The 26,128-nt window shown below is 59.5% G+C and carries 22 protein-coding genes; 7 read left to right on the top strand and 15 right to left on the bottom strand.

The features are described 5' to 3' along the window. Positions 1-3: 3 nt before the first annotated feature. From ABVN20_RS25945 to ABVN20_RS25935, 3 genes are all read right to left on the bottom strand, one after another. The gene (locus ABVN20_RS25945; RefSeq protein WP_368558630.1) at positions 4-2,463 is read right to left on the bottom strand and encodes a TonB-dependent siderophore receptor; all 2,460 of its coding nucleotides are present in this window, start codon (positions 2,461-2,463) and stop codon (positions 4-6) included. A 115-nt stretch (positions 2,464-2,578) separates the two neighbouring features. Further along, on the bottom strand, positions 2,579-3,562 hold the full coding sequence (locus ABVN20_RS25940; RefSeq protein WP_368558629.1) for a FecR domain-containing protein: 984 nt from the start codon (positions 3,560-3,562) through the stop codon (positions 2,579-2,581). Between the two features lie 3 nt (positions 3,563-3,565). Further along, on the bottom strand, positions 3,566-4,090 hold the full coding sequence (locus ABVN20_RS25935; RefSeq protein ID WP_368558628.1) for a sigma-70 family RNA polymerase sigma factor: 525 nt from the start codon (positions 4,088-4,090) through the stop codon (positions 3,566-3,568). Between the two features lie 281 nt (positions 4,091-4,371). Between ABVN20_RS25935 and ABVN20_RS25930 the strand changes: the two genes are divergently transcribed. Further along, positions 4,372-4,623, top strand: coding sequence for a transmembrane sensor/regulator PpyR (locus tag ABVN20_RS25930; protein WP_368558627.1), 252 nt, complete (start codon positions 4,372-4,374; stop codon positions 4,621-4,623). 297 nt (positions 4,624-4,920) lie between these two features. On the opposite strand, the gene ABVN20_RS25925 is transcribed toward ABVN20_RS25930, so the two are convergent. Continuing rightward, entirely contained in the window at positions 4,921-5,841 is a 921-nt protein-coding gene (locus ABVN20_RS25925; protein ID WP_368558626.1) for a LysR substrate-binding domain-containing protein, read from the bottom strand. 115 nt (positions 5,842-5,956) lie between these two features. Here ABVN20_RS25925 and ABVN20_RS25920 point away from each other — a divergent pair, with 115 nt between their 5' ends. Then, positions 5,957-6,802, top strand: a complete 846-nt coding sequence (locus tag ABVN20_RS25920) for an oxidoreductase (RefSeq protein WP_368558625.1) — start codon at positions 5,957-5,959, stop codon at positions 6,800-6,802. 143 nt (positions 6,803-6,945) lie between these two features. Further along, complete coding sequence (locus ABVN20_RS25915) at positions 6,946-7,536, top strand: GGDEF domain-containing protein (RefSeq protein ID WP_368558624.1); 591 nt, start codon at positions 6,946-6,948, stop codon at positions 7,534-7,536. Between the two features lie 108 nt (positions 7,537-7,644). On the opposite strand, the gene ABVN20_RS25910 is transcribed toward ABVN20_RS25915, so the two are convergent. Beyond that, on the bottom strand, positions 7,645-8,070 hold the full coding sequence (locus tag ABVN20_RS25910; protein WP_368558623.1) for a VOC family protein: 426 nt from the start codon (positions 8,068-8,070) through the stop codon (positions 7,645-7,647). Positions 8,071-8,184: 114 nt separating this feature from the next. On the opposite strand from ABVN20_RS25910, the gene ABVN20_RS25905 reads away from it, so the two are divergent. Further along, positions 8,185-9,051 carry a LysR family transcriptional regulator gene (locus tag ABVN20_RS25905; RefSeq protein WP_368558622.1) on the top strand — a complete coding sequence of 289 codons (867 nt, stop codon included), beginning with the start codon at positions 8,185-8,187 and terminating at the stop codon, positions 9,049-9,051. Positions 9,052-9,207: 156 nt separating this feature from the next. Here the strand turns inward: ABVN20_RS25905 and fabI are convergent, their stop codons facing one another. The 8 genes from fabI to gloB form a co-directional block, all read right to left on the bottom strand. Continuing rightward, positions 9,208-10,002, bottom strand: a complete 795-nt coding sequence (gene fabI / locus ABVN20_RS25900) for an enoyl-ACP reductase FabI (protein WP_368558621.1) — start codon at positions 10,000-10,002, stop codon at positions 9,208-9,210. A gap of 19 nt (positions 10,003-10,021) precedes the next feature. Then, positions 10,022-11,632, bottom strand: a complete 1,611-nt coding sequence (locus tag ABVN20_RS25895) for an ABC transporter ATP-binding protein (protein ID WP_368558620.1) — start codon at positions 11,630-11,632, stop codon at positions 10,022-10,024. A gap of 1 nt (position 11,633) precedes the next feature. Beyond that, positions 11,634-12,653: an ABC transporter permease gene (locus ABVN20_RS25890; protein ID WP_368558619.1), complete on the bottom strand. Its 1,020-nt coding sequence runs from the start codon at positions 12,651-12,653 to the stop codon at positions 11,634-11,636. A 1-nt stretch (position 12,654) separates the two neighbouring features. Continuing rightward, a complete protein-coding gene (locus tag ABVN20_RS25885) occupies positions 12,655-13,728 on the bottom strand; it encodes a microcin C ABC transporter permease YejB (protein WP_368558618.1) in 1,074 nt (357 codons plus the stop codon). A gap of 3 nt (positions 13,729-13,731) precedes the next feature. Beyond that, the gene (locus tag ABVN20_RS25880; RefSeq protein WP_368558617.1) at positions 13,732-15,573 is read right to left on the bottom strand and encodes an extracellular solute-binding protein; all 1,842 of its coding nucleotides are present in this window, start codon (positions 15,571-15,573) and stop codon (positions 13,732-13,734) included. Next, positions 15,570-17,402: an extracellular solute-binding protein gene (locus tag ABVN20_RS25875; RefSeq protein ID WP_368558616.1), complete on the bottom strand. Its 1,833-nt coding sequence runs from the start codon at positions 17,400-17,402 to the stop codon at positions 15,570-15,572. The genes ABVN20_RS25880 and ABVN20_RS25875 overlap by 4 nt, the downstream gene beginning before the upstream one ends. 264 nt (positions 17,403-17,666) lie before the next feature. Beyond that, a complete protein-coding gene (locus ABVN20_RS25870; RefSeq protein WP_368558615.1) occupies positions 17,667-19,121 on the bottom strand; it encodes a transglycosylase SLT domain-containing protein in 1,455 nt (484 codons plus the stop codon). 99 nt (positions 19,122-19,220) lie between these two features. Then, a complete protein-coding gene (gene gloB / locus ABVN20_RS25865) occupies positions 19,221-19,988 on the bottom strand; it encodes a hydroxyacylglutathione hydrolase (protein WP_368558614.1) in 768 nt (255 codons plus the stop codon). A 65-nt stretch (positions 19,989-20,053) separates the two neighbouring features. On the opposite strand from gloB, the gene ABVN20_RS25860 reads away from it, so the two are divergent. The 3 genes from ABVN20_RS25860 to ABVN20_RS25850 all read left to right on the top strand — a co-directional run bounded on the left by ABVN20_RS25860 (position 20,054) and on the right by ABVN20_RS25850 (position 23,236). After that, positions 20,054-20,812: a class I SAM-dependent methyltransferase gene (locus ABVN20_RS25860; protein WP_368558613.1), complete on the top strand. Its 759-nt coding sequence runs from the start codon at positions 20,054-20,056 to the stop codon at positions 20,810-20,812. A gap of 90 nt (positions 20,813-20,902) precedes the next feature. After that, on the top strand, positions 20,903-21,355 hold the full coding sequence (gene rnhA / locus ABVN20_RS25855; RefSeq protein WP_192302985.1) for a ribonuclease HI: 453 nt from the start codon (positions 20,903-20,905) through the stop codon (positions 21,353-21,355). 816 nt (positions 21,356-22,171) lie between these two features. Further along, complete coding sequence (locus ABVN20_RS25850; protein WP_368558612.1) at positions 22,172-23,236, top strand: hypothetical protein; 1,065 nt, start codon at positions 22,172-22,174, stop codon at positions 23,234-23,236. Positions 23,237-23,603: 367 nt separating this feature from the next. Here ABVN20_RS25850 and ABVN20_RS25845 read toward each other — a convergent pair whose 3' ends face one another. Both ABVN20_RS25845 and ABVN20_RS25840 read right to left on the bottom strand, forming a co-directional pair. Continuing rightward, positions 23,604-24,509: a DUF5677 domain-containing protein gene (locus tag ABVN20_RS25845; protein WP_368558611.1), complete on the bottom strand. Its 906-nt coding sequence runs from the start codon at positions 24,507-24,509 to the stop codon at positions 23,604-23,606. Positions 24,510-25,443: 934 nt separating this feature from the next. Further along, positions 25,444-25,812, bottom strand: a complete 369-nt coding sequence (locus ABVN20_RS25840) for a hypothetical protein (RefSeq protein ID WP_368558610.1) — start codon at positions 25,810-25,812, stop codon at positions 25,444-25,446. Positions 25,813-26,128 lie beyond the last annotated feature (316 nt).

Raw genomic sequence — 26,128 nt, 5'->3', positions numbered from 1 at the left:
GGCTCAGAAGTCCCAGCGCGTCGTCAGTTGCAAGCTGCGCGGTTCGCCGTAGAAGCCGGTGCCGAAATTGCCAAGGCCGGTGTAATAGGTCTTGTCGAACAGGTTCTTGACGTTGAGTGTGGTGCTCAGGTGATCGTTGAAGCGGTAGCGCGCCATCACATCCACCAGGGCGTAGCTCGACTGGCTGATCCGGGTGGTCTGGCCGCCATTGACCGGGTCGTTGGGGTTGGGCTGGAACACCTGGCCGAAGAATTCGCTCTGCCAGTTGATGCCGCCGCCGACGGTGAAGGGGGCCAGCGCTCCGGACAGCCGATAGGTGCTGAACAGCCGCACCATCTGCTCGGGCGCGGTGGTTTGCAGGATCGCGCCGTAGATCCGCTCGCCCTGGGCATCGCGGGTGTGGTTGTAGCTGTAGCCCGCCGAGAGGTTCCAGCCCTCCAGCACTTCGCCGGCCAGTTCCACTTCAAAGCCCTTGGTGACTGCGCCTGGCACCGCGCGGTACACGGTTTGTGTATCGACGCCGCTGACCTGCTCGGCGAGATTGTCCTGTTCGATGCGAAATACCGCGAAGCTGGCGTTCAGCCTTCCGTCCAGGTACTCGGCCTTGAGGCCCGCCTCATAGCTGTTGCCCTGCACAGGGTCGAGCAGCTTGCGTTCGGCGTCCCTGGCCATCTGCGGCTGATAGATGCGCGTGTAGCTGGTGTACAGCGAGTAGGTGTCGTCCAGGTCATAGACCACCCCGGCATAGGGGGTGACCACGCCGGTTTGCCGGTAGCTGTCGTGCAGGTCCGTGGTGCCCGGGTCGTGGTAGTCGAGGTCATCGTCGGCGCTGAACTGGCTGACCCGACTGCCGAGGATCAACGCCAGATCGTCACTGGGCTTGAGCCGGGTGGCCAGGTACACGCCGCTCTGGCGTTGGTCGATAGCGTTTTCGCCGATACGGGGAATGTCCGGTTTGGCGTACTCGCCGCGCCAGGCGTAGATGCTGCCGCCCACCGCCGGATAAATCGAGCCATACACCGGGATGTCCTGGCGGGTGTTCATCGACATGACGCCCGCGATCAATTCGTGCTCGCGGCCCAGCATCGTGAAGGGCCCGCTGAGGTTGAGATCGACGTTGTCCTGCACCTGATCGCCCTTGAACGTGCCCATGTACATGAACATGCCGTCGCCCGTGACGGGGTCCGGATTACCGCCGCTGGCCGAGGCGAGCAGGGTGTCGTGCTGGCGGTGCTTGCGGTCGTAGCTGATCTTGAGCGTCCAGTCACGGGCCAGTTGCTGCTGGAGCTGGGCGAACAGCGTCTGGTTGTCGAAATCGCGACGGCTCCAGTCGGTGGCAGGGTTGAACGAGCGGGAAAAGTGCGTGCGCGAACCATCGCTGTTGAACATTGGAAAACCGGTCCAGCTGGCACCGCGCGAGCGGGTGTTCTGCTGGTCGATGCCGAGGGTCAGCAGGGTCTCGGGCGTGAGGTCCGCTTCGAGGATACCGTAGGCGATGTCCCGGGTGTTGCGGTAGTGATCCAGGTAGGCGCTGCGGTCCTGATAGGCGCCGACGAAGCGCCCGCGCAACTTGCCGTTGGCGCTCAGGGGGCCGGCGACATCGGCGGTGCTGCGGTAGTCGTCCCATGAACCGACGGCACCCGTGACCGACGCCTGGAACGCGCGGGTAGGGCGCTTGCGGATCAGGTTGACCGTGGCCGACGGGTCGCCTGAGCCGGTCATCAGCCCCGTGGCGCCCTTGAGGATTTCCACGCGGTCGAAGGTGACCATGTCGGTGCTGGTGGTGCCGTAATCGTAGACGCCGTCGTAGTCGGTGTTGACGCCGTCGTAATGGAAATTGGTGATCGGCAGGCCACGGCTGGAAAACTCCCAACGCTCACTGTCGTAGTTCTGCACGCTGATGCCGGGCACACGGCGCAGGGCGTCGGCGATGCTGGTGGCGTTCTGGTCGTCGAGTAGCTGGCGGGTGATCACCGTCACCGATTGCGGCGTTTCGCGCAGGGACAAGGCCAGGCCGGTGGCCGAGGCCGTAGCGCCCGTGGTGTAGGAATGGCTGTTTTCGGTGATCGCGCCCAGCGCCTGGCCGGAGATCTGCGTGGCGTCCAGTTGTAGCGCGCCTTCGCTGGCGGCTTTGAGTACATAACCGCGAGGGCCCAGCGGCTGGGCTTGCAGGCCGCTGCCCTGGAGCAGCCGTTGCAAGCCTTGTTGCACCGTGAAGTCGCCGTTGAGTCCGGGGCTGCGCTTGTCGCTGGCGAGGTCGTTGTGGCCAGCGAGGAAGATGCCGGCCTGTTCGGCGAAACGGTTCAACACGCTGACCAGCGAGCCGGGCGCGATGGCGTAGTGGCGCGACTGACTGATGGCTTGTTCGCGGGTGGCGTCGGCATGCCCTTGTGTGGGCGCGAGGCCCAGCGCCAGGGGGATGGCCAGTGCCAGTGGACGCCAGCGGGTGAAAGTGTCGCGCAAAAAAGGGTTCCCTGGTGATCGGTAATTGAAAGGGGTCACAGGGTTAACCGAACGAAAATCGTAAAAGGGAACTGTGGTGGGTTTTTTTTCCAGCGGGTGTCACTTTCGACTGGCTTCAAGCGGGGCTGACGCTGACCCACCAGCTCAGGGTTTTCTCCACCCGGATCGGCAAGGCCGCTTCCAGCAGGCGTAACGCCTGATCGGTGTCCTTGAGCGGGAACGAGCCCATCACCGGCAGCCCGGCAATTGCTGGATCACAGGCCAGGTGGCCGTGGCGGTAGCGGCTCAGTTCCTCGATCAACTCGCCCAGCGGCAGGTTGTCGGCCAGCAACACACCGCGCCGCCAGGCCTCGCGGCCGGCCGCCGCAGCGGTGCTTGGGGCTATCTGGTTGTCAGTGAACGCCAGTTGCCGGCCGGCCTCGACCACGTGCACCTGGCCCTGGGTCGTGCGAACTTCTACCGCGCCTTCGTAGACGTTGAGCAGGGTCTGCTGTTGTTGCTGGCGCACACTGAAACGGGTACCGAGCGCACGCATCAGGCCCTGGGCCGATTGCACCAGGAACGGTCGGTTGGGGTCCCTGGCGGTGTCGATCAACACCTCGCCGGCACTGAGCAGCAACAGGCGTTGGCTGCCGTCGAAACGCACGTTCAGGGCGCTGAGGGCATTGAGCCAGACGCGGCTGCCATCGCTGAGCAGGCTTTCACGGGTCTCGCCGGTGCCGGTCGACAGGTCGGCAGTCCAGCGACCCAGGGCGTCCGGCAATGAGGTTTCGCGCCAGGCATTCCAACCCAGCAGGCCGCCAGAGGCCAGAATAAGCAGACTCTTGACCGTTTGCCGACGGCTGATCGGCGCACGGGCGGTGTTGCGCAGCACCAGCCCGGCGGCCTGCGGATGGTCATCCTGCAATGCGGCAAAACGTTCGCCGACGCGCTCGACATAGCGCCAGGCGGCCTGATGATCACCGCTTTGCGCCAGCCACGCTTGCCAGCGCTGGCGTTCCTGCTCGCCGACCTGCTGGTCGTTGAGCTGCACGTACCACTGCGCCGCCTGTTCCAGGCTGGCGTGGCTGATGCTGTGGGTGGACGGGGCGGCGGGCATGGCTTACTCGATCAACAGGCCGTCGAGCTCGGCTTCGAGCATCGCGCAGTGCATCAGCGCCTGGGCCAGGTATTTCTTGACCATGCGCTCGCACACGCCGATTTCCGCGGCGATGGCCTTGTAGGTCAGGCCGTGCAGCTGGGCGAGGATGAACGCATCGCGCACGCGCTGGGGCAGGCGCTGCAACATCGCGTCCACTTCGTACAGGGTCTCGACGATGATCGCCCGTTGTTCCGGCGACGGCTGCACCGCCTGCGGGCGCGCGGCCAAGGTTTCCAGCCACGCCTGTTCGAGCTGGCGACGGCGCCAGTGGTCGATGCACAGGCCACGGGCGATGGTCGCGAGGTAGGAGCGTTCGCCGGTCTCGCTGTCGAAAATCTGTGGGCGCTTGAGCACGCGGATGAAGGTGTCATGGGCCAGGTCCGCCGCATCGAACGCATTGCTCAGGCGCCGCCGCAACAGCGCGTGCAGCCAGCGGTGATGCGTGAGGTAGAGGTTCTGAACGCTGGAGGAATCGGCGACCATCATCGTAAGCACGTGTCCCTGGGCGACGGGCGCCATCGGTGCAAATAAGAATTGGTCGCGATTAAAACAAAAGGATTGGAGCTGCGCAAATGATATTGGTTTGCTTTTGAGCGCGTGCATGGGTTTTGTAGTCAGTATGACTTGAGTGTGTGTCATGTTGACTAGGTTTCCGCGCGGTCAAATTGACCTATGTGTTTGTAAGTGATTGATTTTAATGGATGCTGAACTTGGCACGAATGGTGAAATAAACAACGTACAACTGGTCTGATTCAGGAGTACGAAAAATGTTTGCGTATTTCAACAATCCTCACAAAGTCCTGCACCTGTCGAGCGAAGTCCTGATTGCGGGGCTTGCCATGTTGCTGGTGGGCATCTACGGCGCCTATCTCTACAGCGGCCACCTGTCGATCGTCGTCCAGGTCGCCCTGCACGCCATGACCATCGTCGGCCCGACCCTGATCAAGATCGGCTACGTCATGCGCCTGCTGTCGCAACACCGGTTGGGCCAACACCCAGTAGCCGCCGTCACCGCCTGACCGTTAACGATTACGTGGGAAGCCTCATTCCCTGCGGTGCCCTCGGGTCCATCGCGAGCAGGCTCGCTCCCACAACAGCGCTGCCCTCTGTAGGAGCGAGCTTGCTCGCGATGGTCGTCAACGATGACGCGGAAAACCAGATGCCCTGCGGTGCCTGGGCCACCATCGCGAGCAGGCTCGCTCCCACAACAGCGCCGCCCTCTGTAGGAGCGAGCTTGCTCGCGATGGTCGTTAACGATGACGCGGGAAGCCAGATACCTCGCGGTGTCTGGGCCACCATCGCGAGCAAGCTCGCTCCTACAGGGGGTGGGGTGAATTTTTGTTGGCGATCCATTCTTTGGCCAGCTCGATGAACGCGCGCAGTTTCGGCTGGGTCTGTGTGCGGCTGGGGAAGTAGAGGTACAGTGCCGAGCTGAGCGGCACGAAGGGTTGCAGCACGCGTTCGAGGCGGCCATCGGCCAGTTCTTCGGCGATTTCCAGGTCGCAGGCGTAGATCAGTCCGCAACCTTGGCGTGCCGTGGCCACCAGCAGTTGCCGATCATTGACGATCACACCGCCTGCAACGCCCACGGTGAAGTCGCGGCCATCACGGCGAAACTCCCAGCGGTGGGCGTTGCCCGAGGTCGAGAAGCGAAAACCGATGCATTGGTGAGTGGTCAGTTCCTCCGGTGTGGCAGGTTTGCCGGCCTTGGCAAAGTACGCGGGCGAACCCACCACCGACCATTGCAGGTCCGGCGTCAGGCGCACCGCGATCATGTCCTTTTCAATGGATTCACCCAGCCTGATCCCGGCGTCGAAACCCGCCGCCATCAAATCCACCGTGGCGTCATCCAGGGAGATGTCGAGCGTCACCTGCGGATAAGCCTCGCGAAACAACGGTATCAGCGGCTCGATCAGCAGGGCCCCCGACAGCCGTGGCGCGGTCAGGCGCAGCGTCCCCATCGGTTGGTCGCGAAAACCGCTGAGGACCGCCAGCGCATCATCAATCTCGCTGGCCGCCGGCCGCAGGCGCGCGAACAGGCTGGCACCGGCTTCGGTGAGCGCGACCCTGCGCGTGGTGCGCTGGAACAACAGCACACCGGTACGCCGTTCCAGCAGCTTGATCGCATGGCTGACCGCCGTGGGCGTCACCGCCAGGCGCGTGGCTGCCACGGTGAAGCTTTTGTGCTCGGCCACCGCGAGAAATTCGGTCAGGCCATCGAAAGGATCGTGGTTCATTGCGGTCGCCATTATGAAAGAGCGCTTCATAGTGCTTGTAACACGAGGTCATTTTTCCGAGCAATCTTCCTGCGTACATTTTGCCTACACCCAACGCAAACAAGGAAACACGCTCATGACCACTTCTCCTACCTTCAACCGTGTCTGGCTCATCACTGGCGCTTCCCGTGGCATCGGCGCGAAGATCGCCGCCGCCGCCCTGGCCAACGGTGACGCCGTCGTCGCCACCGCCCGTGATGCCAGCAGCGTCACCCAGCGTTTCGGCGTCCAGCCCGGGCTGCTCGCCGCGAGCCTCGACGTCACCAACGAAGCCCAGGGCATCGCCGTCGCGCAGCAGGCCATCGAGCACTTCGGGCGCATCGACGTGCTGGTCAACAATGCCGGGTTCGGCGTGCTGGGCGCCGTGGAAGAGGCGACGGCCGACGAAGTGCGCCGCGTGTTCGAAACCAACGTCTTCGGCCTGCTCAACATCACCCGTGCCGTCCTGCCGCACATGCGCGCCGCACGCAGCGGGCATGTGATCAACCTGTCGTCGGTGGGCGGCTACAAATCCGGGCCGGGTTTTGGCGTCTACTGCTCGACCAAATTCGCCGTCGAAGGCCTGACCGAAGCGCTGCACGCCGAACTGGCACCGCTGGGCATCAAGGTGACCGTGGTCGAACCGGGCTACTTCCGCACGGAATTCCTGGAAGGCAACTCGCTGGTCGAGTCGCCGTCGACCATTGCCGACTACGACAGCACCGCAGGCGAGGTGCGCCGGATTGCCAAGGTCGTGACCATGAACCAGCCAGGCGACCCGGACAAGCTGGCCCAGGTGATGATCACCCTGGTCGAAGCGAAAGAAGCGCCGCTGCGCCTGCCGCTGGGCAGTGACTGCGTGGCCGCCATCGAGGCGAAAAACAGCTTCGTTGCCGGTGAGTTGCAGGCTTGGCGCGAGGTGTCGGTTTCGACCGACTTCTAAGCCAAACCTAGAACCCCTGTAGGAGCGAGCAAGCTCGCTCCTACAGGTCATGAGTACCCACCAAAATGACCTTCGGTCCGTTACCGGGGAGTCAAACCGACTACACGGGGTTCTAAAGAACATACCCACTACTGGAGTATGTAATGCTGATCCCCGGCAAACCGCTTAAACACGGCGCCAACGCCACCCATTCGCTGTCGCCCCAACAGATTCGCGCTGCCCTGCGCGACATGGCCCGCACGGCTGAGCAGGAAGTGATGGGCGTGACCATGGCCAGCATGGACGAGCTGACGCTGCTGTCCAACCGCCACGGTTTCACCGCGCTCGCCCAATTGGGCCTCGACGCCTGCCAGCGCCTGGAAATCCCCGCCACGCTGCTGTTCTTCGATCTGGATAACTTCAAGCACATCAATTACCTCTACGGCCGTGCCGAGGGTGATGACGCGTTGAAGACATTCGCCGACGTGCTGCGTATCGCCTTTCGCGAAAGTGATGTGATCGGGCGGTTGGGTGATGATGAGTTCGTGGCCCTGTTGACCGGTTCAAGCGCGGTAGAGCTGGGTGGGATCAAGCGGCGGCTCGAGGAAATCCTCGATGAGCGCAATGCGACGATGCGACGTGGTTATGCCATTCGGTTCAGCATCGGCCAGGTGGAGTATGAGCCTGGGAGACATGGCTTGGTTGAGGAGATGTTGGTGGAGGGGGGAGAGCTGTTCGGGCAGGTAGACATGTGATGTTTTTGCAGATTTATCGCGAGCAGGCTCGCTCCCACAGGGATCTCATCAACATGGAGAACCAATGTGGGAGCGAGCCTGCTCGCGATAGCTGTTTACAGCCCCCACCTACTTGGCAAACAACTGCCCAATATCCTTGAAAGCCTTGAACTCCAAGGCATTGCCGCAAGGGTCGAACAGGAACATGGTCGCCTGTTCCCCCACCAGCCCCTTGAAACGAATGCCGGGTTCGATCACAAACCGGGTTTCCCGCGCCTGCAGGCGCTCGGCCAGCGCTTCCCACTCGGCCATTCCCAGCACCACGCCAAAATGCGGCACCGGTACGTCATGCCCGTCCACGGCGTTGGTGTGTGCCGCTTCCTGGGAGGCGTTTTTCGGGGCCAGGTGAATCACCAACTGGTGGCCGAAGAAATTGAAATCGACCCAATGGTCGCTGGATCGGCCTTCCTCCAGACCAAACACTTCACCGTAGAAGGTGCGCGCGGCTTGCAGGTCGTATACCGGAATGGCCAGGTGAAAAGGGGACAATTGCATCTTCGAATCTCGCAGGCGATGGGTCAGTGCCATTGAGTTTAGCGCTGTGCTTTTTGATTGAAAGACGATAGTTTTTGCGCTGAGCTCAAATTATTTCGATCAATCGAGGTGTTCATGCTGCGGGAATTGAAGACCTTCATGGCGGTGGCGCGCTACGGCACATTCGCGGCAGCGGGCATGCACATCGGCCTGACGCAGTCGGCGGTCAGCGCGCAGATGCGCAACCTGGAGCAGGCGCTGGGCATTCGCCTGTTCGACCGCACCGGCCGCCAGGCGCTGCTCAATGCGGCAGGCCAGCGCGCGTTGCCGATGGCCCGGGACATGCTGGAAACCTTTGCCCGCATGGCGGTCAGCGACGATGTCAGCGAATACCGCGGCGAACTGAAGATCGGCGCGGTGGCCACGGCCCAGACCGGTTTGCTGCCTCAGGCACTGTTGCGCCTGCGCCAACAGGCACCGCTGCTCGAGCCCAAGCTGGTGCCCGGCGTGTCGCTGAACCTGCTGAGCCAGGTAGACACTGGCGAAGTGGACCTGGCGATCCTGATCAAGCCGCCGTTCGAGTTGCCCAAGGAATTGTCGGCCCAGGTGATCCGCCGCGAGCCATTCGTGCTGATCGTCCCGGCAAACCTTGAGGGCGACGATCCGCTGCAACTACTGGCCGATCATCCCCACGTGCGCTACGACCGCAATTCCTTCGGCGGCCGCCTGGTGACACGTTTCCTGCGTGAGCAGCAGATGGATGTGCAGGTGGCGCTGGAGCTGGATGAGTTGGAAGCGATCGTGAAAATGGTCGAGTGCGGGCTGGGCGTTTCCCTGCTGCCCGAGACCGGGTTGTGGCTGGAATACGGGGCGAAGGTGCGGATCATCCGCCTGGGCGAATTGACCTTCTACCGCGACATCGTCCTGCTGCAGCGCTACAGCCAGCGGCAGCAGCCGATTCAGCAGTTGTTTGCCGACTGCTTGATGCCATTGCCCCTGTAGGAGCGAGCTTGCTCGCGATGGCGTCGTGTCAGGCGATACGTTTGCGGACAGATAGACCGCCATCGCGAGCAAGCTCGCTCCTACAGGGGGGGCGGGGCGCGTAGAGGCACAAAAAAACCCGCCATCAGGCGGGTTTTTTCTCAGGCGAACCGAAGATTACTCTTCGATGCTGCCCATGGCCGTGGTGTTGAAGCCACCGTCCACGTACATGATTTCACCGCTGATGCCGGACGCCAGGTCCGAGCACAGGAAGGCGCCGGCGTTGCCGACTTCTTCGATGGTGACGTTGCGACGCAGCGGGGTTTGCGCTTCGTTGGCCGCCAGCATCTTGCGGAAGTTCTTGATGCCGGAAGCGGCGAGGGTGCGGATCGGGCCGGCCGATACGCAGTTGACGCGGGTGCCGTCCGGGCCCAGGGAGCCGGCCAGGTAACGTACGCCAGCTTCCAGCGAAGCCTTGGCCATGCCCATGACGTTGTAGTTAGGCATGGTGCGCTCGGCGCCCAGGTACGACAGGGTCAGCAGGCTGCCGTTGCGGCCTTTCATCATTTCGCGACCGGCCTTGGCCAGGGCGACGAAGCTGTAGGCGCTGATGTCGTGGGAGATGCGGAAACCTTCACGGGTGGTGGCTTCGGTGAAGTCGCCATCCAGTTGGTCGCCCGGGGCGAAGCCCACGGAGTGCACGATGCAGTCCAGGCCGTCCCACTTCTTGCTCAGTGCTTCGAAGACGCTGGCGATTTCTTCATCGCTGGCCACGTCGCACGGGAAGCACAGCTCAGGGCTCGAGCCCCAGCCTTGAGCGAATTCTTCGACACGACCCTTGAGTTTGTCGTTCTGATAAGTGAAGGCAAGCTCAGCGCCCTCGCGATGCATGGCGGCGGCGATGCCGGATGCGATGGACAGCTTGCTGGCGACACCGACGATCAGTACGCGCTTACCGGCGAGAAAACCCATGTGTTGCTCCTCTTTCAGGTTATTGCGCAGTGGCTGGAGCCAGGAAAGCGGCTTCCAGCAACTGCTGTGTATACGGATGTTGGGGGGCGGCAAAGATACTTTGCGCGTCTCCCTGTTCGACCACTTGGCCATGCTTGACCACCATCAACTGGTGGCTCAGCGCCTTGACGACAGCCAGGTCATGGCTGATGAACAGATACGTCAGGTTGTACTTGCTTTGCAGTGAACGCAAAAGCTCCACCACTTGGCGCTGCACTGTCCGGTCGAGGGCCGAAGTCGGCTCGTCCAGCAGGATCAGCGCCGGTTTCAACACCAGTGCCCGGGCAATGGCGATACGCTGCCGTTGCCCTCCGGAAAATTCGTGGGGGTAGCGGTGCCGGGTGTCCGGATCCAGGCCTACCTCCTTCAATGCCGCGATTATCGCTTGTTCCTGTTCCGCTTCGGTGCCGATCTTGTGGATCCGCAGGCCTTCGCCGACGATCTGGCTCACGCACATGCGCGGGCTCAGGCTGCCGAACGGGTCCTGGAACACCACCTGCATCTCCCGACGCAGCGGCCGAACCTGTTGTTGCGTCAGGCAGTCTAGCTGCTTGCCTTCAAAACGGATCGCCCCTTTGCTGCCAATCAGCCGAAGGATCGCCAGGCCCAGCGTGGATTTGCCGGAACCGCTCTCGCCGACAATCCCCAGCGTCTGTCCCTGGGGCAAGCTGAAATTGATCCCGTCCACTGCCTTGATGTGATCGACGGTCTTTTTCAGCAGGCCTTTTTTGATCGGGAACCAGACTTTCAGGTCCTCGACCTGCAACAGCGGCGGCCCGATCACGTTGCTTGCAGGCTTGCCGCTGGGCTCCGCTGCCAGCAGTTCCCGAGTGTACGGATGCTGCGGCGCGCGGAACAACTCTTCGCACGATGCCTGTTCGACGATGCAACCGCGCTGCATGACACATACGCGGTGCGCAATTCTTCGCACAAGGTTCAAATCGTGACTGATCAGTAACAACGCCATGCCCAGGCGAGCCTGCAACTCCTTGAGCAATTCGAGGATTTTCAGCTGTACGGTAACGTCCAGCGCGGTGGTCGGTTCGTCCGCGATCAACAGCTCCGGCTCGTTGGCCAGGGCCATGGCGATCATCACCCGCTGACGCTGGCCGCCGGACAACTCGTGGGGCAGGGCCTTGAGGCGCTTTTCCGGCTCGGGAATGCCGACCATCTCCAGCAACTCGAGGGTACGCTTGGTCGCGACCTTGCCGACCAGGCCTTTATGGATGCCCAGCACCTCGTTGATCTGCTTCTCGATCGAGTGCAGCGGGTTGAGCGAGGTCATCGGCTCCTGGAAGATCATCGCGATGCGGTTGCCACGGATGTGGCGGATGGTCTTTTCCTTGAGGTCCAGCAGGTTCTGGCCGGCGTATTCGATGGTACCGGACGGGTGCCGGGCCAGCGGGTAGGGCAGAAGGCGCAGGATCGAGTGGGCGGTCACCGACTTGCCGGAGCCGCTTTCACCGACCAGGGCCAGGGTTTCGCCGCGCTTGATATCGAAACTGACGCCTTCGACCACACGCTGGGAGTGCTCGCCCACGACAAATTCGACGGCGAGGTCGCGTACTTCGATCAGATTGTCCTGATTCATTTCACTTCCTCGGGTCGAAGGCATCGCGAGCGGACTCGCCGATGAACACCAGCAGGCTCAGCATCAGCGCCAGCACGGCAAATGCACTCATGCCCAGCCACGGCGCCTGCAGGTTGGATTTACCCTGGGCCACCAGCTCACCCAACGACGGCGCGCCCGGTGGCAGGCCAAAACCGAGGAAGTCCAGGGCGGTCAGGGTGCCGATGGCGCCGGTGAGGATGAACGGCATGAAGGTCATGGTCGAGACCATGGCGTTGGGCAGGATATGGCGGAACATGATCGCGCCATTCTGCATGCCCAGCGCCCGGGCGGCACGCACGTATTCCAGGTTGCGCCCGCGCAGGAACTCGGCGCGGACCACGTCCACCAGGCTCATCCAGGAAAACAGCAGCATGATGCCCAGCAGCCACCAGAAGTTGGGCTGCACGAAACTGGCCAGGATGATCAGCAGGTACAGCACCGGCAATCCGGACCAGATCTCCAGGAAACGCTGCCCGGCCAAATCCACCCAGCCGCCATAGAAGCCCTGCAAGGCGCCGGCGATGACGCCAATGATCGAACTGAGCACGGTCAGGGTCAGGGCGAACAGCACCGAGATGCGGAAGCCGTAGATCACCCGGGCCAGGACATCGCGGCCCTGGTCATCGGTGCCCAGCAGGTTGTCCGCCGAAGGCGGCGCGGGGGCGGGCACCTTCAGGTCGTAGTTGATGCTCTGGTAGCTGAACGGAATCGGTGCCCACAACACCCAGGCGTCCTTGGCCTTGAGCAGTTCGCGGATGTACGGGCTCTTGTAGTTGGCCTCCAGCGGGAATTCACCGCCGAAGGTGGTCTCCGGGTAGCGCTTGAGCGCCGGGAAATACCAGCTGTTGTCGTAGTGCACCGCCAGCGGCTTGTCGTTGGCGATCAGCTCGGCACCCAGGCTCAGGCCGAACAGCACCAGAAACAGCCACAGCGACCACCAGCCACGCTTGTTGGCCTTGAACAGTTCGAAACGTCGGCGATTGAGAGGGGACAGGTTCATCTCAATGCTCCCGGCTTTCGAAGTCGATGCGTGGATCAACGAAGGAATAAGTCAGGTCGCCGATCAGCTTCACCAGCAGCCCCAGCAACGTGAAGATGAACAGCGTACCGAACACCACCGGGTAATCACGGTTGATCGCCGCCTCGAAACTCATCAGGCCCAGGCCATCGAGGGAGAAAATCACTTCCACCAGCAACGAGCCGGTGAAGAAGATGCCGATGAAGGCCGACGGGAACCCGGCGATCACCAGCAGCATGGCGTTGCGGAACACGTGGCCGTAGAGCACGCGGTTCTTCGTCAGGCCCTTGGCCTTGGCGGTGATCACGTACTGTTTGTTGATCTCGTCGAGGAAGCTGTTCTTGGTCAGCAGGGTCATGGTCGCGAAGTTGCCGATCACCAGTGCGGTCACCGGCAGCGCCAGGTGCCAGAAGTAGTCGAGGACCTTGCCGCCCAGGCTCAGCTCGTCGAAGTTGTTCGAGGTCAGGCCGCGCAACGGGAACCAGTCCAGGTAGCTGCCGCCGGCGAACACCACGATCAGCAGGATGGCGAACAGGAAGGACGGAATGGCATAGCCAACGATGATCGCCGAGCTGGTCCAGACGTCGAAATGGCTGCCGTGCCGCGTCGCCTTGGCGATCCCCAGCGGGATCGACACCAGGTACATGATCAGGGTGCTCCACAGCCCGAGGGAAATGGACACCGGCATCTTTTCCTTGATCAGGTCGATGACCTTGGCGTCGCGGAAGAAGCTGTCGCCGAAGTCCAGGCGCGCGTAGTTCTTGATCATGATCCACAGACGTTCCGGCGCCGACTTGTCGAAGCCGTACATGTGCTCGATTTCCTTGACCAGCGCCGGGTCCAGGCCCTGGGCGCCGCGATAGGAGGAGCCGGCCACCGACACTTCGGCGCCACCGCCGGCAATGCGGCTGGTGGCGCCTTCGAAACCTTCGAGCTTGGCGATCATCTGCTCCACCGGCCCACCGGGGGCGGCCTGGATGATCACGAAGTTGATCAGCAGGATGCCGAACAACGTCGGAATGATCAGCAAAAGTCGCCGGAAAATATACGCCAGCATGTCTTACTCCGTGCCCGCAGGGTCGGCTTGCAGTTTGGTTTCGACTTCTATGGCCGGCGCCACGTTCGGCTTGATCCACCAGGTGGCGATGCCGATGTCGTACTTGGGCGAGGTTTTCGGGTGCCCGATGTGGTTCCAGTACGCTACGCGCCAGGTCTTGATGTGCCAGTTGGGGATCACGTAATAACCCCATTGCAGCACGCGGTCCAGCGCGCGGGCATGGGCTACCAGGCTTTTGCGTGAATCGGCGTTGATCAACTGCTCCACCAACTGGTCCACCACCGGATCCTTGAGGCCCATGGAATTACGGCTGCCGGGCCGGTCGGCGGCCTCGGTCTTCCAGAACTCGCGCTGCTCGTTACCCGGCGAGTTGGATTGCGGGAAGCTGCCGACGATCATGTCGAAGTCCCGGGAGCGCACGCGGTTGACGTATTGCGAGACGTCCACACGGCGGATCACCAGGTCGATACCCAGGTCGGCGAGGTTGCGCTTGAACGGCAGCAGCACCCGTTCGAATTCGGTCTGGGCCAGCAGGAACTCGATGGTCACCGGCTTGCCGCTGGCGTCGACCATCTTGTCATCGACGATGCGCCAGCCCGCTTCCTGCAACAGTTGGTAGGCCTTGCGCTGCTGGTTGCGGATCATGCCGCTGCCATCGGTCATCGGGTTCTCGAACGCTTCGGTGAACACCTGTTCGGGAATCTTGCCGCGAAACGGTTCGAGGATCGCCAGTTGGTCGGCATCCGGCAGGCCGGTGGCGGCCATTTCCGAGTTTTCGAAGAAGCTGCGGGTGCGCGCGTAAGCGCTGTTGAACAACTGCTTGTTGGTCCACTCGAAGTCCATCAACAGCGTCATCGCCTGGCGCACGCGTGCGTCCTGGAACACCGGGCGGCGCATGTTGAAGACAAAACCCTGCATGCCGGTCGGGTTGCCGTTGGGGATCTGCTCCTTGATCAGCCGGCCTTCGGTGACCGCCGGGACGTTGTAGCCATTGGCCCAGTTTTTCGCGGTCATCTCCAGCCAGTAATCGAACTGACCGGCCTTGAGCGCTTCCAGCGCCACGGTGTTGTCGCGGTAGTAATCGGTGAGCATCACATCGAAGTTGTAGAAACCCCGGTTGACCGGCAGGTCCTTGCCCCAGTAATCCTTGACCCGCTCGTAACGCACCGAACGCCCGGCCTTGACCTCGCTGACCTTGTACGGCCCGCTGCCCAATGGCATTTCCAGGTTGCCCTTGGTGAAATCCCGGGTCGCCCACCAGTGCTTGGGCAGCACCGGCAACTGGCCGAGGATCAACGGCAACTCGCGGTTGTTGGTGTGCTTGAATTTGAACAGCACGGTCAGCGGGTCTTCGGCGACCGCTTCGTCGACGTCGCTGTAATAGCCGCGGTAGAGCGGGGCGCCGTCCTTGATCAGGGTCTGGAAGCTGAACACCACGTCTTCGGCGCGCACCGGATGACCGTCGTGGAAACGTGCTTCGGGGCGCAGGTAGAAGCGCACCCAGCTGTTGTCCGGGGCTTTTTCGATCTTGCCGGCGATCAGTCCGTATTCGGTGAACGGCTCGTCCAGGCCCTGCTTGGCCAGGGTGTCGTAGACCAGGCCGATGTCATCGGCGGGCACGCCTTTGCTGATGAACGGGTTGAGGCTGTCGAAGCCACCGAACCCGGCCTGACGGAAAATCCCGCCCTTGGGCGCGTCCGGGTTGACGTAATCGAAGTGCTTGAAGTCCGCCGGGTATTTCGGCGGTTCGTTGTAGAGCGTTACGGCGTGTTGCGGGGCGGCGCAGGCCAGTCCGGACAGCAACAGGCCGCCAGCCTGCAGGAGCAGGGCACGTACGGGTTTCATTGATCTTTCTCCGAAGATTTCAACCACCACGCGCTCAGGCCCAGGGTGTAGGGCGGCGTGGTGACGAAGGCGAACCGGTTACGGTACGCCAGGCGGTGATAGTTGAGATACCAGTTGGGAATCATGTAGTGCTGCCACAGCAGCACGCGGTCCAGGGCCTTGCCGGCGGCCACCTGTTCGTCACGGGTCTTGGCGGCGAGCAGTTGTTCGAGCAGATGGTCGACCACCGGGTTGGCGATGCCGGCGTAGTTCTTGCTGCCCTTGACCCCGACCTGGCTGGAATGGAAGTACTGCCATTGCTCCAGGCCCGGACTCAGGGTCTGGCTGAGGGTCATGAGGATCATGTCGAAATCGAACTGGTCCAGGCGCTGCTTGTATTGCGCGCGGTCCACCGTGCGCAGCCGTGCTTCGACGCCGATGCTGGCAAGGTTCTCGACATAGGGCTGGAGAATGCGTTCCAGGTTCGGGTTGACCAGCAGGATTTCCAGGCGCAGCGGTTGCCCGGCGGCGTTCTGCAGGCGCTGGCCGTTGAGCTTCCAGCCTGCTTCGCCGAGCAGGCCCAGGGCCTTGCGCATGGTTTCCCGGGGGATGCCGCGGCCCTGGGTCTGCGCCAGGGTGAAGGGTTCGGTGAACATCCGCGCGGGCAATTGCTCGCGATACGGCTTGAGCATCAGCCATTCATGGCCGACCGGCAGGCCGCTGGCGGTGAACTCGCTGTTGGGGTAGTAGCTCATGGCGCGCTTGTAGGCGCCGCTGAACAGCGTGCGGTTAGTCCATTCGAAGTCGAACATCAGCCCCAGCGCTTCCCTGACCCTGGCGTCCGAGAAGGTGGCGCGACGGGTGTTCATGAACAGGCCCTGGGTCTGGGTCGGTATCTGGTGGGCGATCTGCGCCTTGATCACGTCGCCGCGATTGACCGCCGGGAAGCGGTAGCCGGTGTCCCAGTTCTTGGCCTGGTGCTCGATATAGATGTCGAACTCGCCGGCCTTGAAGGCTTCGAACGCCACGTCGCTGTCGCGGTAGAACTCCACTTCCATGCGGTCGACGTTGTACTTGCCGCGGTTGACCGGCAGGTCCTTGCCCCAGTAATCCTTGACCCGTTCGAAGACAATCTGCCGACCGGGGGTGACCGAGCTGATGCGATAAGGCCCGCTGCCCAGCGGCGGCTCGAAGGTGGTGGCCTTGAAGTCGCGACCTTTCCAGTAATGTTGCGGCAGCACCGGCAGTTCACCCAGGCGCAGGATCAACAGCGGATTGCCGGCGCGCTTGAACACAAAACGGATGCGATGCGGGTTGAGCACGTCGACGCGCAGCACTTCCTGCAAATTGGTACGGTATTGCGGGTGGCCTTCCTTGAGCAGCAGGCGGTAGGAAAAGGCCACGTCGTAGGCGGTAATCGGCACGCCGTCGTGAAAGCGAGCCTCCGGCCGCAGGTTGAACACCACCCAGCTGCGATCTTCGCTGTATTCCACCGACTGGGCGATCAGACCGTAGCTGGAGGTGGGCTCGTCACCGGACGGTGCGTACTGGCCGGTGCCGACCATCAGCGGTTCGTTCAGCTCGTTGATCCCGTATTGCAGGAAATTCGGCGTGGCGACCGGGCTGGTGCCCTTGAAGGTGTAGGGATTGAGCGTGTCGAAAGTGCCAAACGCCATCACCCGCAACGTACCGCCCTTGGGCGCTTGCGGGTTGACCCAGTCGAAGTGGGTAAATCTGGCCGGGTACTTGAGCGTGCCGAACTGCGCATAACCATGGCTTTCGCTGATCGTCGCGCTTGCGGAGGAGCTCAAGGCCAGGCTGATCAGGAACAGGAGGAGGGGACGCGTCAAGGGATCCGATCCAGGCGGCTTGGGCTTTTATGGCCCGTACAGTAACAGCTTGTATGGACAGGAAAAAGACGGGGCTTTAATGCGGGGTTAATTGTTGGTTACTGGCGTACGCGCCCCCCTGTAGGAGCGAGCTTGCTCGCGATCGCGGTGTATCAGCTAAAGATGAGGCGACTGACACATCGCCATCGCGAGCAAGCTCGCTCCTACAGGGGCCAGGTGAGCAACCCCAGAAACAAAAAAGCCCCTGTTTCCAGGGGCTTCTTGTCAATGCGGCGAGGCGACCGTGAGCATCTGCCCAGGCTTGAGGGCCTTGCCCACGCGTGGATTCCAGCGCTTGAGGTGTTGCATCTCGACGTTGAAGCGCTTGGCGACAATGTACAGCGAATCGCCTTGCTGGACCTTGTACTGGGTCTGTTCCTTCTTGCCCTTGGTCTTGGCGCTGGTCTTGGCATTGGCCGCGACCACGGTGTCGACGCGTCCGCTGCTGCGCTTGCTGTTGTCCTGCATCACCAGGGTCTGGCCCACCTTGAGGTTCTGGCCGGTCAGCTTGTTCCAGCGTTGCAGGTCCTTGACGTCAACCTTGTTCGCCTTGGCGATGGTGCCCAGGTTGTCGCCGCGCTTGACCTTGTAGCTGCGCTTGGCGCTGGCCACTGCCGGGCTGTTGGCCCCTTCGAACACTGGCTTGAGCGGACGCTTGCTGATCAACTCGTCAGGGCGCATGGTCGACAGGCTGGTGGTCAGCAGTTGCGCCTTGGACGTCGGCACCAGCAGGTGCTGGGGACCGTCGATGGTGGTGCGCTGCTTGAAGGCCGGGTTGAGCTGGAACAGTTCGTCTTCGTCGATGTTGGCCACCGCGGCGACCTTGGACAGGTCCATGCGCTGGTTGATTTCGACGACCTGGAAGTACGGTTCGTTGGCGATCGGGTTGAGGTTCACGCCGTAGGCCTCGGGGGCCAGTACTACCTGCGACAGTGCCAGCAGCTTGGGCACATAGGCCTGGGTTTCGGCGGGCAGCGGCAGGTTCCAGTAATCGGTCGGCAGGCCGAGCTTTTCATTGCGCTCGATGGCGCGGCTGACCGTGCCTTCGCCGGCGTTGTAGGCCGCCAGGGCCAGCAGCCAGTCGCCGTTGAACATGTCGTGCAGGCGGGTCAGGTAATCCATGGCCGCGGTGGTCGAGGCGGTGATATCGCGACGGCCATCATAGAAACGGGTCTGGCGCAGGTTGAAGTAACGCCCGGTGGACGGGATGAACTGCCACAGGCCAACCGCATCGGCCCGGGAATAGGCCATCGGGTTGTAGGCACTTTCAATCACTGGCAGCAGAGCCAGTTCCAGCGGCATGTTGCGTTCTTCGAGGCGCTCGACGATGTAATGAATGTAGAGGCTGCCGCGTTCGCCGGCGTTTTCCAGGAAGGACGGGTTACTGGCGAACCACAGGCGCTGTTGCTCGATACGCGGGTTGACGCCAATGCCTTCCTGCAACTGGAAACCCTGGCGCATGCGCTCCCAGACGTCCTGGGGAATCTGCGGGCTCGGCTTTTCGCTGAGCCAGATAGGCTTCTGTTTGGCCCGCGCGGCAATGTTCGGCGTGTGAGTCGCTTCAGTCTGTGGCACATGGCTGGAACAGCCCGCCAGGGTGGCGGACACAGCCACCGCGATGGCTTGTGCCAGGCGGGTCAGTGCGTTCGAATTGATGGACTTACGAATAGATGACGACATTGGCTGGAAGTAAGTTCCGGGCAAAAATGTCGGGCGATTCTAGAAAGCGCACCCTGTTCGGTCAACCAAAACGATCTGCCGCGTTGCCGCAGGGCCCCCTCAGAAGGTGTCTTTCCACGCCCTCAAAGCGGCAAAAACCGCGCTGGGAGCCCGGTCTTGAGGGCCGTTCCGTTCGTCCACTTTATCTTTAACGGATGTTTCACCGACCCTCAGGAAGGGGTTGGTCTGCTTTTCCAGGGCCAGTGTCGAGGGCAGGGTGATGACCCCGGCCTGGCGTTTCTCCATGACCTCGGCCAGGCGCTCGGCGGTGTGCCGGTTGCCAGGTTCCACGGCAACGGCAAAGCGCAGGTTGCTCAGGGTGTATTCGTGGGTGCAATACACCCGCGTCTGCTCCGGCAGCGCCGCGAGGCGACTCAAGGAAGTGTGCATCTGCTCGGGCGTGCCTTCGAACAGGCGTCCGCAGCCGGCGGCGAACAGGGTGTCGCCACAGAACAGCACGCCCTCATGATAGAAGGCGATATGGCCCAGGGTGTGGCCGGGAACCGCGTAGACGTCGAAGTCCCAACCCAGCACGTTGATGCGGTCGTTATCCTTGAGGCCGACGTCCCGTGCCGGGATCTTTTCGCTGGCCGGTCCGTAGACCTTCGCGTCCGTCGCTTTTTTCAGTTGCTCCACGCCGCCGACGTGGTCGTGATGATGATGAGTGATCAGAATGTCCGTGAGCACCCAGCCCGGATTCGCGGCCAGCCAGGCTTGCACCGGCGCGGCGTCGCCCGGATCGACCACGGCGCAGTGACGGGTGTCGGGATCTTGTAACAACCAGATGTAGTTGTCTGTGAAGGCGGGCAGGGCTGTGATCTGTATCATCAATGGATTCGCCAAGCGGTAAACAATGGCGCATCTTAGAACTTCCTGGCGCGTTGGAGAATGCAATGACCGATAAAGCGTTCGCTCAGGCCGATCCTGACTGGCTCGCATTGATCAGTGCGGCCCGTGAATGGCTGTCCGGCCCGCTTGGGCAATTTCTGCTGGACGAAGAGCGGCGCATGCTCGAAGACGAGTTGGGCCGCTTCTTCGGCGGTTACCTGGTGCATTACGGCCCGTCGGCTGAAACCCCGCCGTCGGCACCCCAGGTGCAGCGCAATGTGCGGCTCGGCGCGCCGTTGCCGGGTGTCGAGATCGTCTGTGAGGAACAGGCCTGGCCATTGAGCGAGCACGCCGCCGATGTGGTGGTGCTGCAGCACGGCCTGGATTTCTGTCTGTCGCCCCATGGCCTGTTGCGCGAGGCGGCAAGCGCGGTGCGACCGGGCGGGCACTTGCTGATCATCGGCATCAATCCGTGGAGTTCCTGGGGGCTGCGCCATGCGTTCGCCCACGATGCCTTGCGCCAGGCTCGCTGCATTTCGCCGTCACGGGTCGGTGACTGGCTGAACCTGCTGGGCTTCGCGCTGGAGAAACGTCGCTTCGGGTGCTATCGTCCGCCGCTTGCGTCGCCCGCCTGGCAAGCCCGGCTGGCCGGTTGGGAACGCAGGGCCGGTAACTGGCAACTGTCGGGTGGCGGCTTCTATTTATTGGTGGCGCGCAAGATCGTGGTCGGCCTGCGCCCGCTGCGTCAGGAGCGTCGCGAGCCGATGGGCAAGCTGATTCCGTTGCCGATGGCCAAGGTCAACCGGCGCAACATCGAACCTTGAACCCTTTTTCATTCCCGGCCGGGCGTACCCCGGCCCTGGGCGTCGTCGAGCGCGGCTCGGCGGGCCACTGCATTTTTTGGATAGATTGGCATGAGCGATAGCGTAGAACTGTTCACCGACGGCGCCTGCAAAGGCAACCCCGGCCCCGGCGGCTGGGGCGCATTGCTGGTGTACAAGGGCGTTGAAAAGGAACTGTGGGGCGGCGAAGCCAATACCACCAACAACCGCATGGAGCTGATGGGCGCGATCCGTGGCCTGGAAGAGCTCAAGCGCTCCTGCGACGTGCTGCTGGTGACCGACTCGCAGTATGTGATGAAGGGCATCAATGAATGGATGGCCAACTGGAAGAAGCGCGGCTGGAAAACCGCGGCCAAGGAACCGGTGAAGAATGCCGACCTGTGGAAGCAGCTGGACGAACAGGTCAACCGCCACAACGTGACCTGGAAGTGGGTGCGTGGGCACATCGGCCATCATGGCAACGAGCGGGCGGACCAGTTGGCCAACCGCGGGGTGGATGAGGTTCGGGGGTTCAAGCAGGGTTGAGTCCTGAGGCCGAGGTGGGGCCATCGCGAGCAGGCTCGCTCCCACACTGGGTTTTGTGAACGCCACAGATCCTCTGTGGGAGCGAGCCTGCTCGCGATAGGCGCAACCCGGTCAACGGCCATGCTAAGATCCCCGCCTTTCACAAGAATCACCGATTGAGAGCTGAACACTGATGGCCACCAGATCCGTTGTGTGGCACCACTTTTGGTGGAGGTGTGTAAACGTAAGCCATTTTGCCGTCCGGCCCCGCGTATACTGAGCTGAAGGCCATTGTCTTTGGCTAGGGCACCGCTCTACGAGGGAATTTGTAAGCCGTGGCCTGAATGCAAGGGTCATGGTTTACACTTGCCCTTGCCTACACCTGCGCCCCAAAGCCCTTAAACAGATAAGGCTCCGAAGCCTCGAAGCCTCAAGCGCCGCCCCTAGTAGATATTTTGCGCTGCCTGCTTTTGCACAAATTGCAACGCCGTCTACGCTTGGGCGGCTAATAGTCATCGCTCGACCGAACAATAGTTTGGCAGGCTTTCCATCGCCTAAACACTCCAGATCTTCACTGAGCAGGTGCTCCGAAATGCGTCGGCGTGCTGGGTCGCCCTGTCATGTTCGAGTCGATTCGCCTAGGCCAGCATCGCTACCTACAGCGCCGCTAAGGCTGAAATCATCAAACTAAAAACGAAAGTATCTAGAATTGGTATTCTTAAATTTTGTGTTGGGTTGGTTTTTGGGGTGCCTGAAGTTGGTCAGAATGTTGGTTTTGGTTGATTAGTTATTCTGCTGGTGTCATATTTTAATATTGATAATTCAATGGATGGTTTTATGAGTTTTGAAAAATATACAAATACTACGCATAATCAACATTTTGTCTCTCAGGCGGAACAGCGAGTCAATTCTTATTCGTCCGCCCCATCGAAGGGTGCAGGGATATACTGTTTTGATATTCTTGACAAGAAAGAGCCGGCAGTTCGCCCAGGAAAGAAAAAATCTATCGAAAAAAATCTTTCATTTCAGGATCTTTTTACCATTGCTCGCGTTGGGGATAAAGAGAGAGTTAACTTTGAAGCTATGTTCAAAAGGTACGAAGATGGCTATCCCGCTCAGGTTTCGTCCTTGCTTGATTGGGTTGCTTTAGCAAGGGGCTCGGAGAAGGCAGCGAGTGGCGGCATCAATCTGGAAGAGGTTAAAGGGCTACAGTTTTTTGATCTCTTGGGGTATGTTAAATATATCTATACTTATAAGGTGATGAATTGGTTAAGGAATCCATATAAAATCAGGGAGGTCATTAGAAACTTCGCTCCATATGTTGATCATTGTATTGATAGTCCTGAGGCTCTTCAGCTTTATTTGGCGCTGGCGAGCAAGAGTTGCGAGGAGGAAAAATATATATGCAAGGTGTATGGTGTTTTGCCGGGCGAGTATAGGCAGTGGATTAGGTTGTTATTGTTGTTTCTTTATTCGGACGACAAGATTAAATCAAGTTTGGAGGGGTATGTTGAAGAATTCTTTTTCGCGAAAGAGTTCGTCAATATGGTTCACATACATGTTTTTGATGTTCGCTGCGCGCTGCTTACGGATACGGGTGTGGTCAAGGATTCGAGTTCTGATGGTCTGGTTGCTTACATGAATGTTTCTAGTAATTGTGTTCTTTCTATTCAGCATACTTTTGTTGGGGGGCGTTTTTTGGACTTGACAATGAAGCAGCTCAATATTCCTGAGTCTGCTAGAGGTGAGTGCATGGCTGCTCTCGGTGGAAAAATTCATGGTGTACTTCACGTTAATGATATTGACATACTTGCTGGGTATAATAAGATTTGTGTTAAGGCTGCAGCTCGTCAAGTTTTTTCAGCGTCTGCAGAAATCGATGGTGTGAAAATATCTTCGTGAAGTTAGGCTTCAGTATCTTGCTGCTTTTGTCGCAATAGAGGGCTGCACGAAGTAGTCCAGAAATACATGGTTATTAATTTGCTTGTAGCTCAATAGCGTAATTAGTGTGCCTTGCGCGACTAACCTTTATTTTTATACTGCCCTGACTTTTGGGTCAACTGCTGAAGCTGAGAATTCTCCATCCTCTCGATATTGATTGTGTTGTAGGTGATCGACTGTGCCAGTTGCTCCTCGGCCTTACTGAATCTGATGCGTTCTCTATGTCATTTTCAGCCTTCCAACTCCCCGCAGTCTCAATTATATAAAATGCCCCGAGGGAGTCCTTCGTTTGCATTCGAAGGGCTTACTTGGCCCGGCCCCAAATTGCTTATGCATCTTCGCTGCTCTTGATCTCTTCTAGCCGCTTCCTAGCTTGCGCAAGGCTGTCCAAGCAAGTGATAGCAAGATGCTCATGCTCTGAAAGCATGCTTTCCAATGCACTTGCTATAATCACAAATTTATCAACGGCAGCGAGATCCTCTGCGCGTGCAGCTATACGCGATGCAGCTGCGCAATAAAAAAGTACCGCGTTAGTGGCCAAGTAATAAGCGAAAGAGATTTTTTCAGCTTCTGTTCTTTTGAAGTAGGCTAGCTTTTCGTTATCTTGGTAAGGTATGAGTTCGCCTAGAAGTTGATTGAATACATCGCTGCCAAAGCCGTGAGTAGAGTCGGAGGCACTTGAGAATAAGACATGATAAAAGAGGGCGTGGCCGGCTTGTTCGAAACGGCTGTAAGCGTCGGGCCAGCCCTTGGTGCCTTGTTCTAGGTCGCCGAACATGGATTTTAAATCTAAGAATGATTTCTCCAGCTCTAATCCTCGTTTAGCTGACTCTGGGTGATCGTTTTTAACTCCGTATTTATGCCATTTTCGTGCGTTATCTAATGTCTTGTTGAGGTATCCCAGCAAAAAGCTCTTAGGTCGCGCCGATGACTTGTCATCACTAAATAGCATTAAGTTGATTGAGTTTTCTAAGGATGTCCTTGATAGCGCTTCGGCAGCGCTATAACTTTTTATTTTCAAGCTCTGTAGAATTCCGTTATTTAAGTCTGTCACTACATTTGCCACCTTGTAGCAGCAGACTTTTGTGCTTAGCTTGAAATCGCCTTTGTCATCGAGACTGACTTCATAAAGCGTCTCAGAGATTTTCTGCTGGAGCTCTCCAAGTTCTAGGAGATGCCGTTGGTGAGCTAGAAAATCTTTTGTGTAGTGATCTGGGCTTTCAACAAAGTCCATGTTTTCTCTCCGGTCAACATATCAAATCCCTGGCCTCCCGATTTTACGGTGAGTCACAGTGGCTAGCAAGGCTAGCAATTTGTCGGTCACTATGACCATTTCTGAAGCGGGTTTTATCTTGCGGTATGATGCACCGGGTTAGTCAAAGCCCGTTGCAATGATCTAGCAGTCGCCACACTGCTTACTGTCATGAGACGCTGGGAGCGAGCAGAAGGATAGGTATCGCTCCAAAGTTGTTTGGCGCTCAGTTAGGCAAAATTTTTCTCCGACTATTGCGCCATGATATGGGCACAGAGCCAAAATTTCTCGAATAATTATGTTGTGATGCGAGTTTGCTTCTGGGGTTTTCAAATCATGTCCCGGTATTATCAGTAGGATGCTTAAGGTTTAATAAATGGTGGTAAATGGTTGCGTCGGGTCTATTTGTTCTACGTGTTCCCTCGTAATGCTTGGCTTTAAAGCTATTTCCCTGGCTTGTTATCAGCTCTAAAACGCTTTTGTAGTCGTCGTCAAAGTCTGTGTATTCAATTTATTCGATGTGCTTGAAGTAGGAGTCGCATAGTTGTGGGAGGTTGTGCGTGGCAGCATAGACTACTACGAATGTCGGGCTCATGCCCATTGAGTTATATCTGCCTATCTTGTTTAGATGTTCATCAACTTTTTTGTGTCAATGGAACTCCCAAGTCTAAAGCTTTCGAATAGGAAATTCGGTTTGCCCCTGCTATCCATTACCCAACCATCAATCTTGCCGGCTCCCATACCGCTGGCTGAGCGCCCAGTACGCGACTGATCCAGCATCGTCCAGTTCAGAAAGCTCATGCGTTGGCATACGAGCGATACAAACCAGTCATTAATCCTTGGCATTGCGATTTCGGAACAGCTTGGCGATTTCTTCGGTTGAGGGCGATGTGACCACCGTAAACTCTGTCAGGCGTCACTTGAAGGGCGTGCCCATCACGAGCTGATTAACGTACATCCGACGCTCGTCGCAGGCCTCATCAGCCTTCTTCCAGGCGTCTTCGAACGCTGTGCGCATCAGATAGCTGTAGGACAATTTGCATGAGGCGTTGAAGCTGCTTTCGAGCTGTTTCCAAGAGTCAGTTTTTTGGTGGTTGCGAATATCGGAAGGTGACCAGCCTTCCCGTGCTACTTGATCGGCCCAAGATCCGCGCACGCAGTCCCGAATGTTCCCTTCGCTTGCCTGCACTGCCGACTGAAATGCAGACTGCCAGTCCGCATATGCAGGCGTGGGGCATGTCAGGTCTTGAGTATGCTCAATCATGCCCTTTTCATAATTGCGCACCAACAATGCATCGATGGCCGCACTGGGCGCTCGGGATTGCTTGCTGGCTTGCTCTTGCAGTTGAGAGAGTGTCGACTTCGCTAGATCGAGGGGGCTGAAGCTCCAACGATTGTAATTTTTTTGCGATGGAGCCTGTTTTCACATCCTTGAAGACCACAAAAGGTAGTGTGCTTGCTGTTCTGTTCAGGACATGAATCATGCTGCTTGGCAGCGCTGTCTGGCCTAAGAAGCTTTGCACTTTCAGCCCGTAGTGTTGCGCTTGAAGGCCGGCAAGGGTCGATTCAGCCGTTTTGGCTTCAGCTGTTGCCCGTTGTGC

This window comes from Pseudomonas sp. MYb118 (assembly GCF_040947875.1).
Lineage (GTDB): Bacteria > Pseudomonadota > Gammaproteobacteria > Pseudomonadales > Pseudomonadaceae > Aquipseudomonas.
This window is presented reverse-complemented; position numbering and strand designations above follow the sequence as displayed.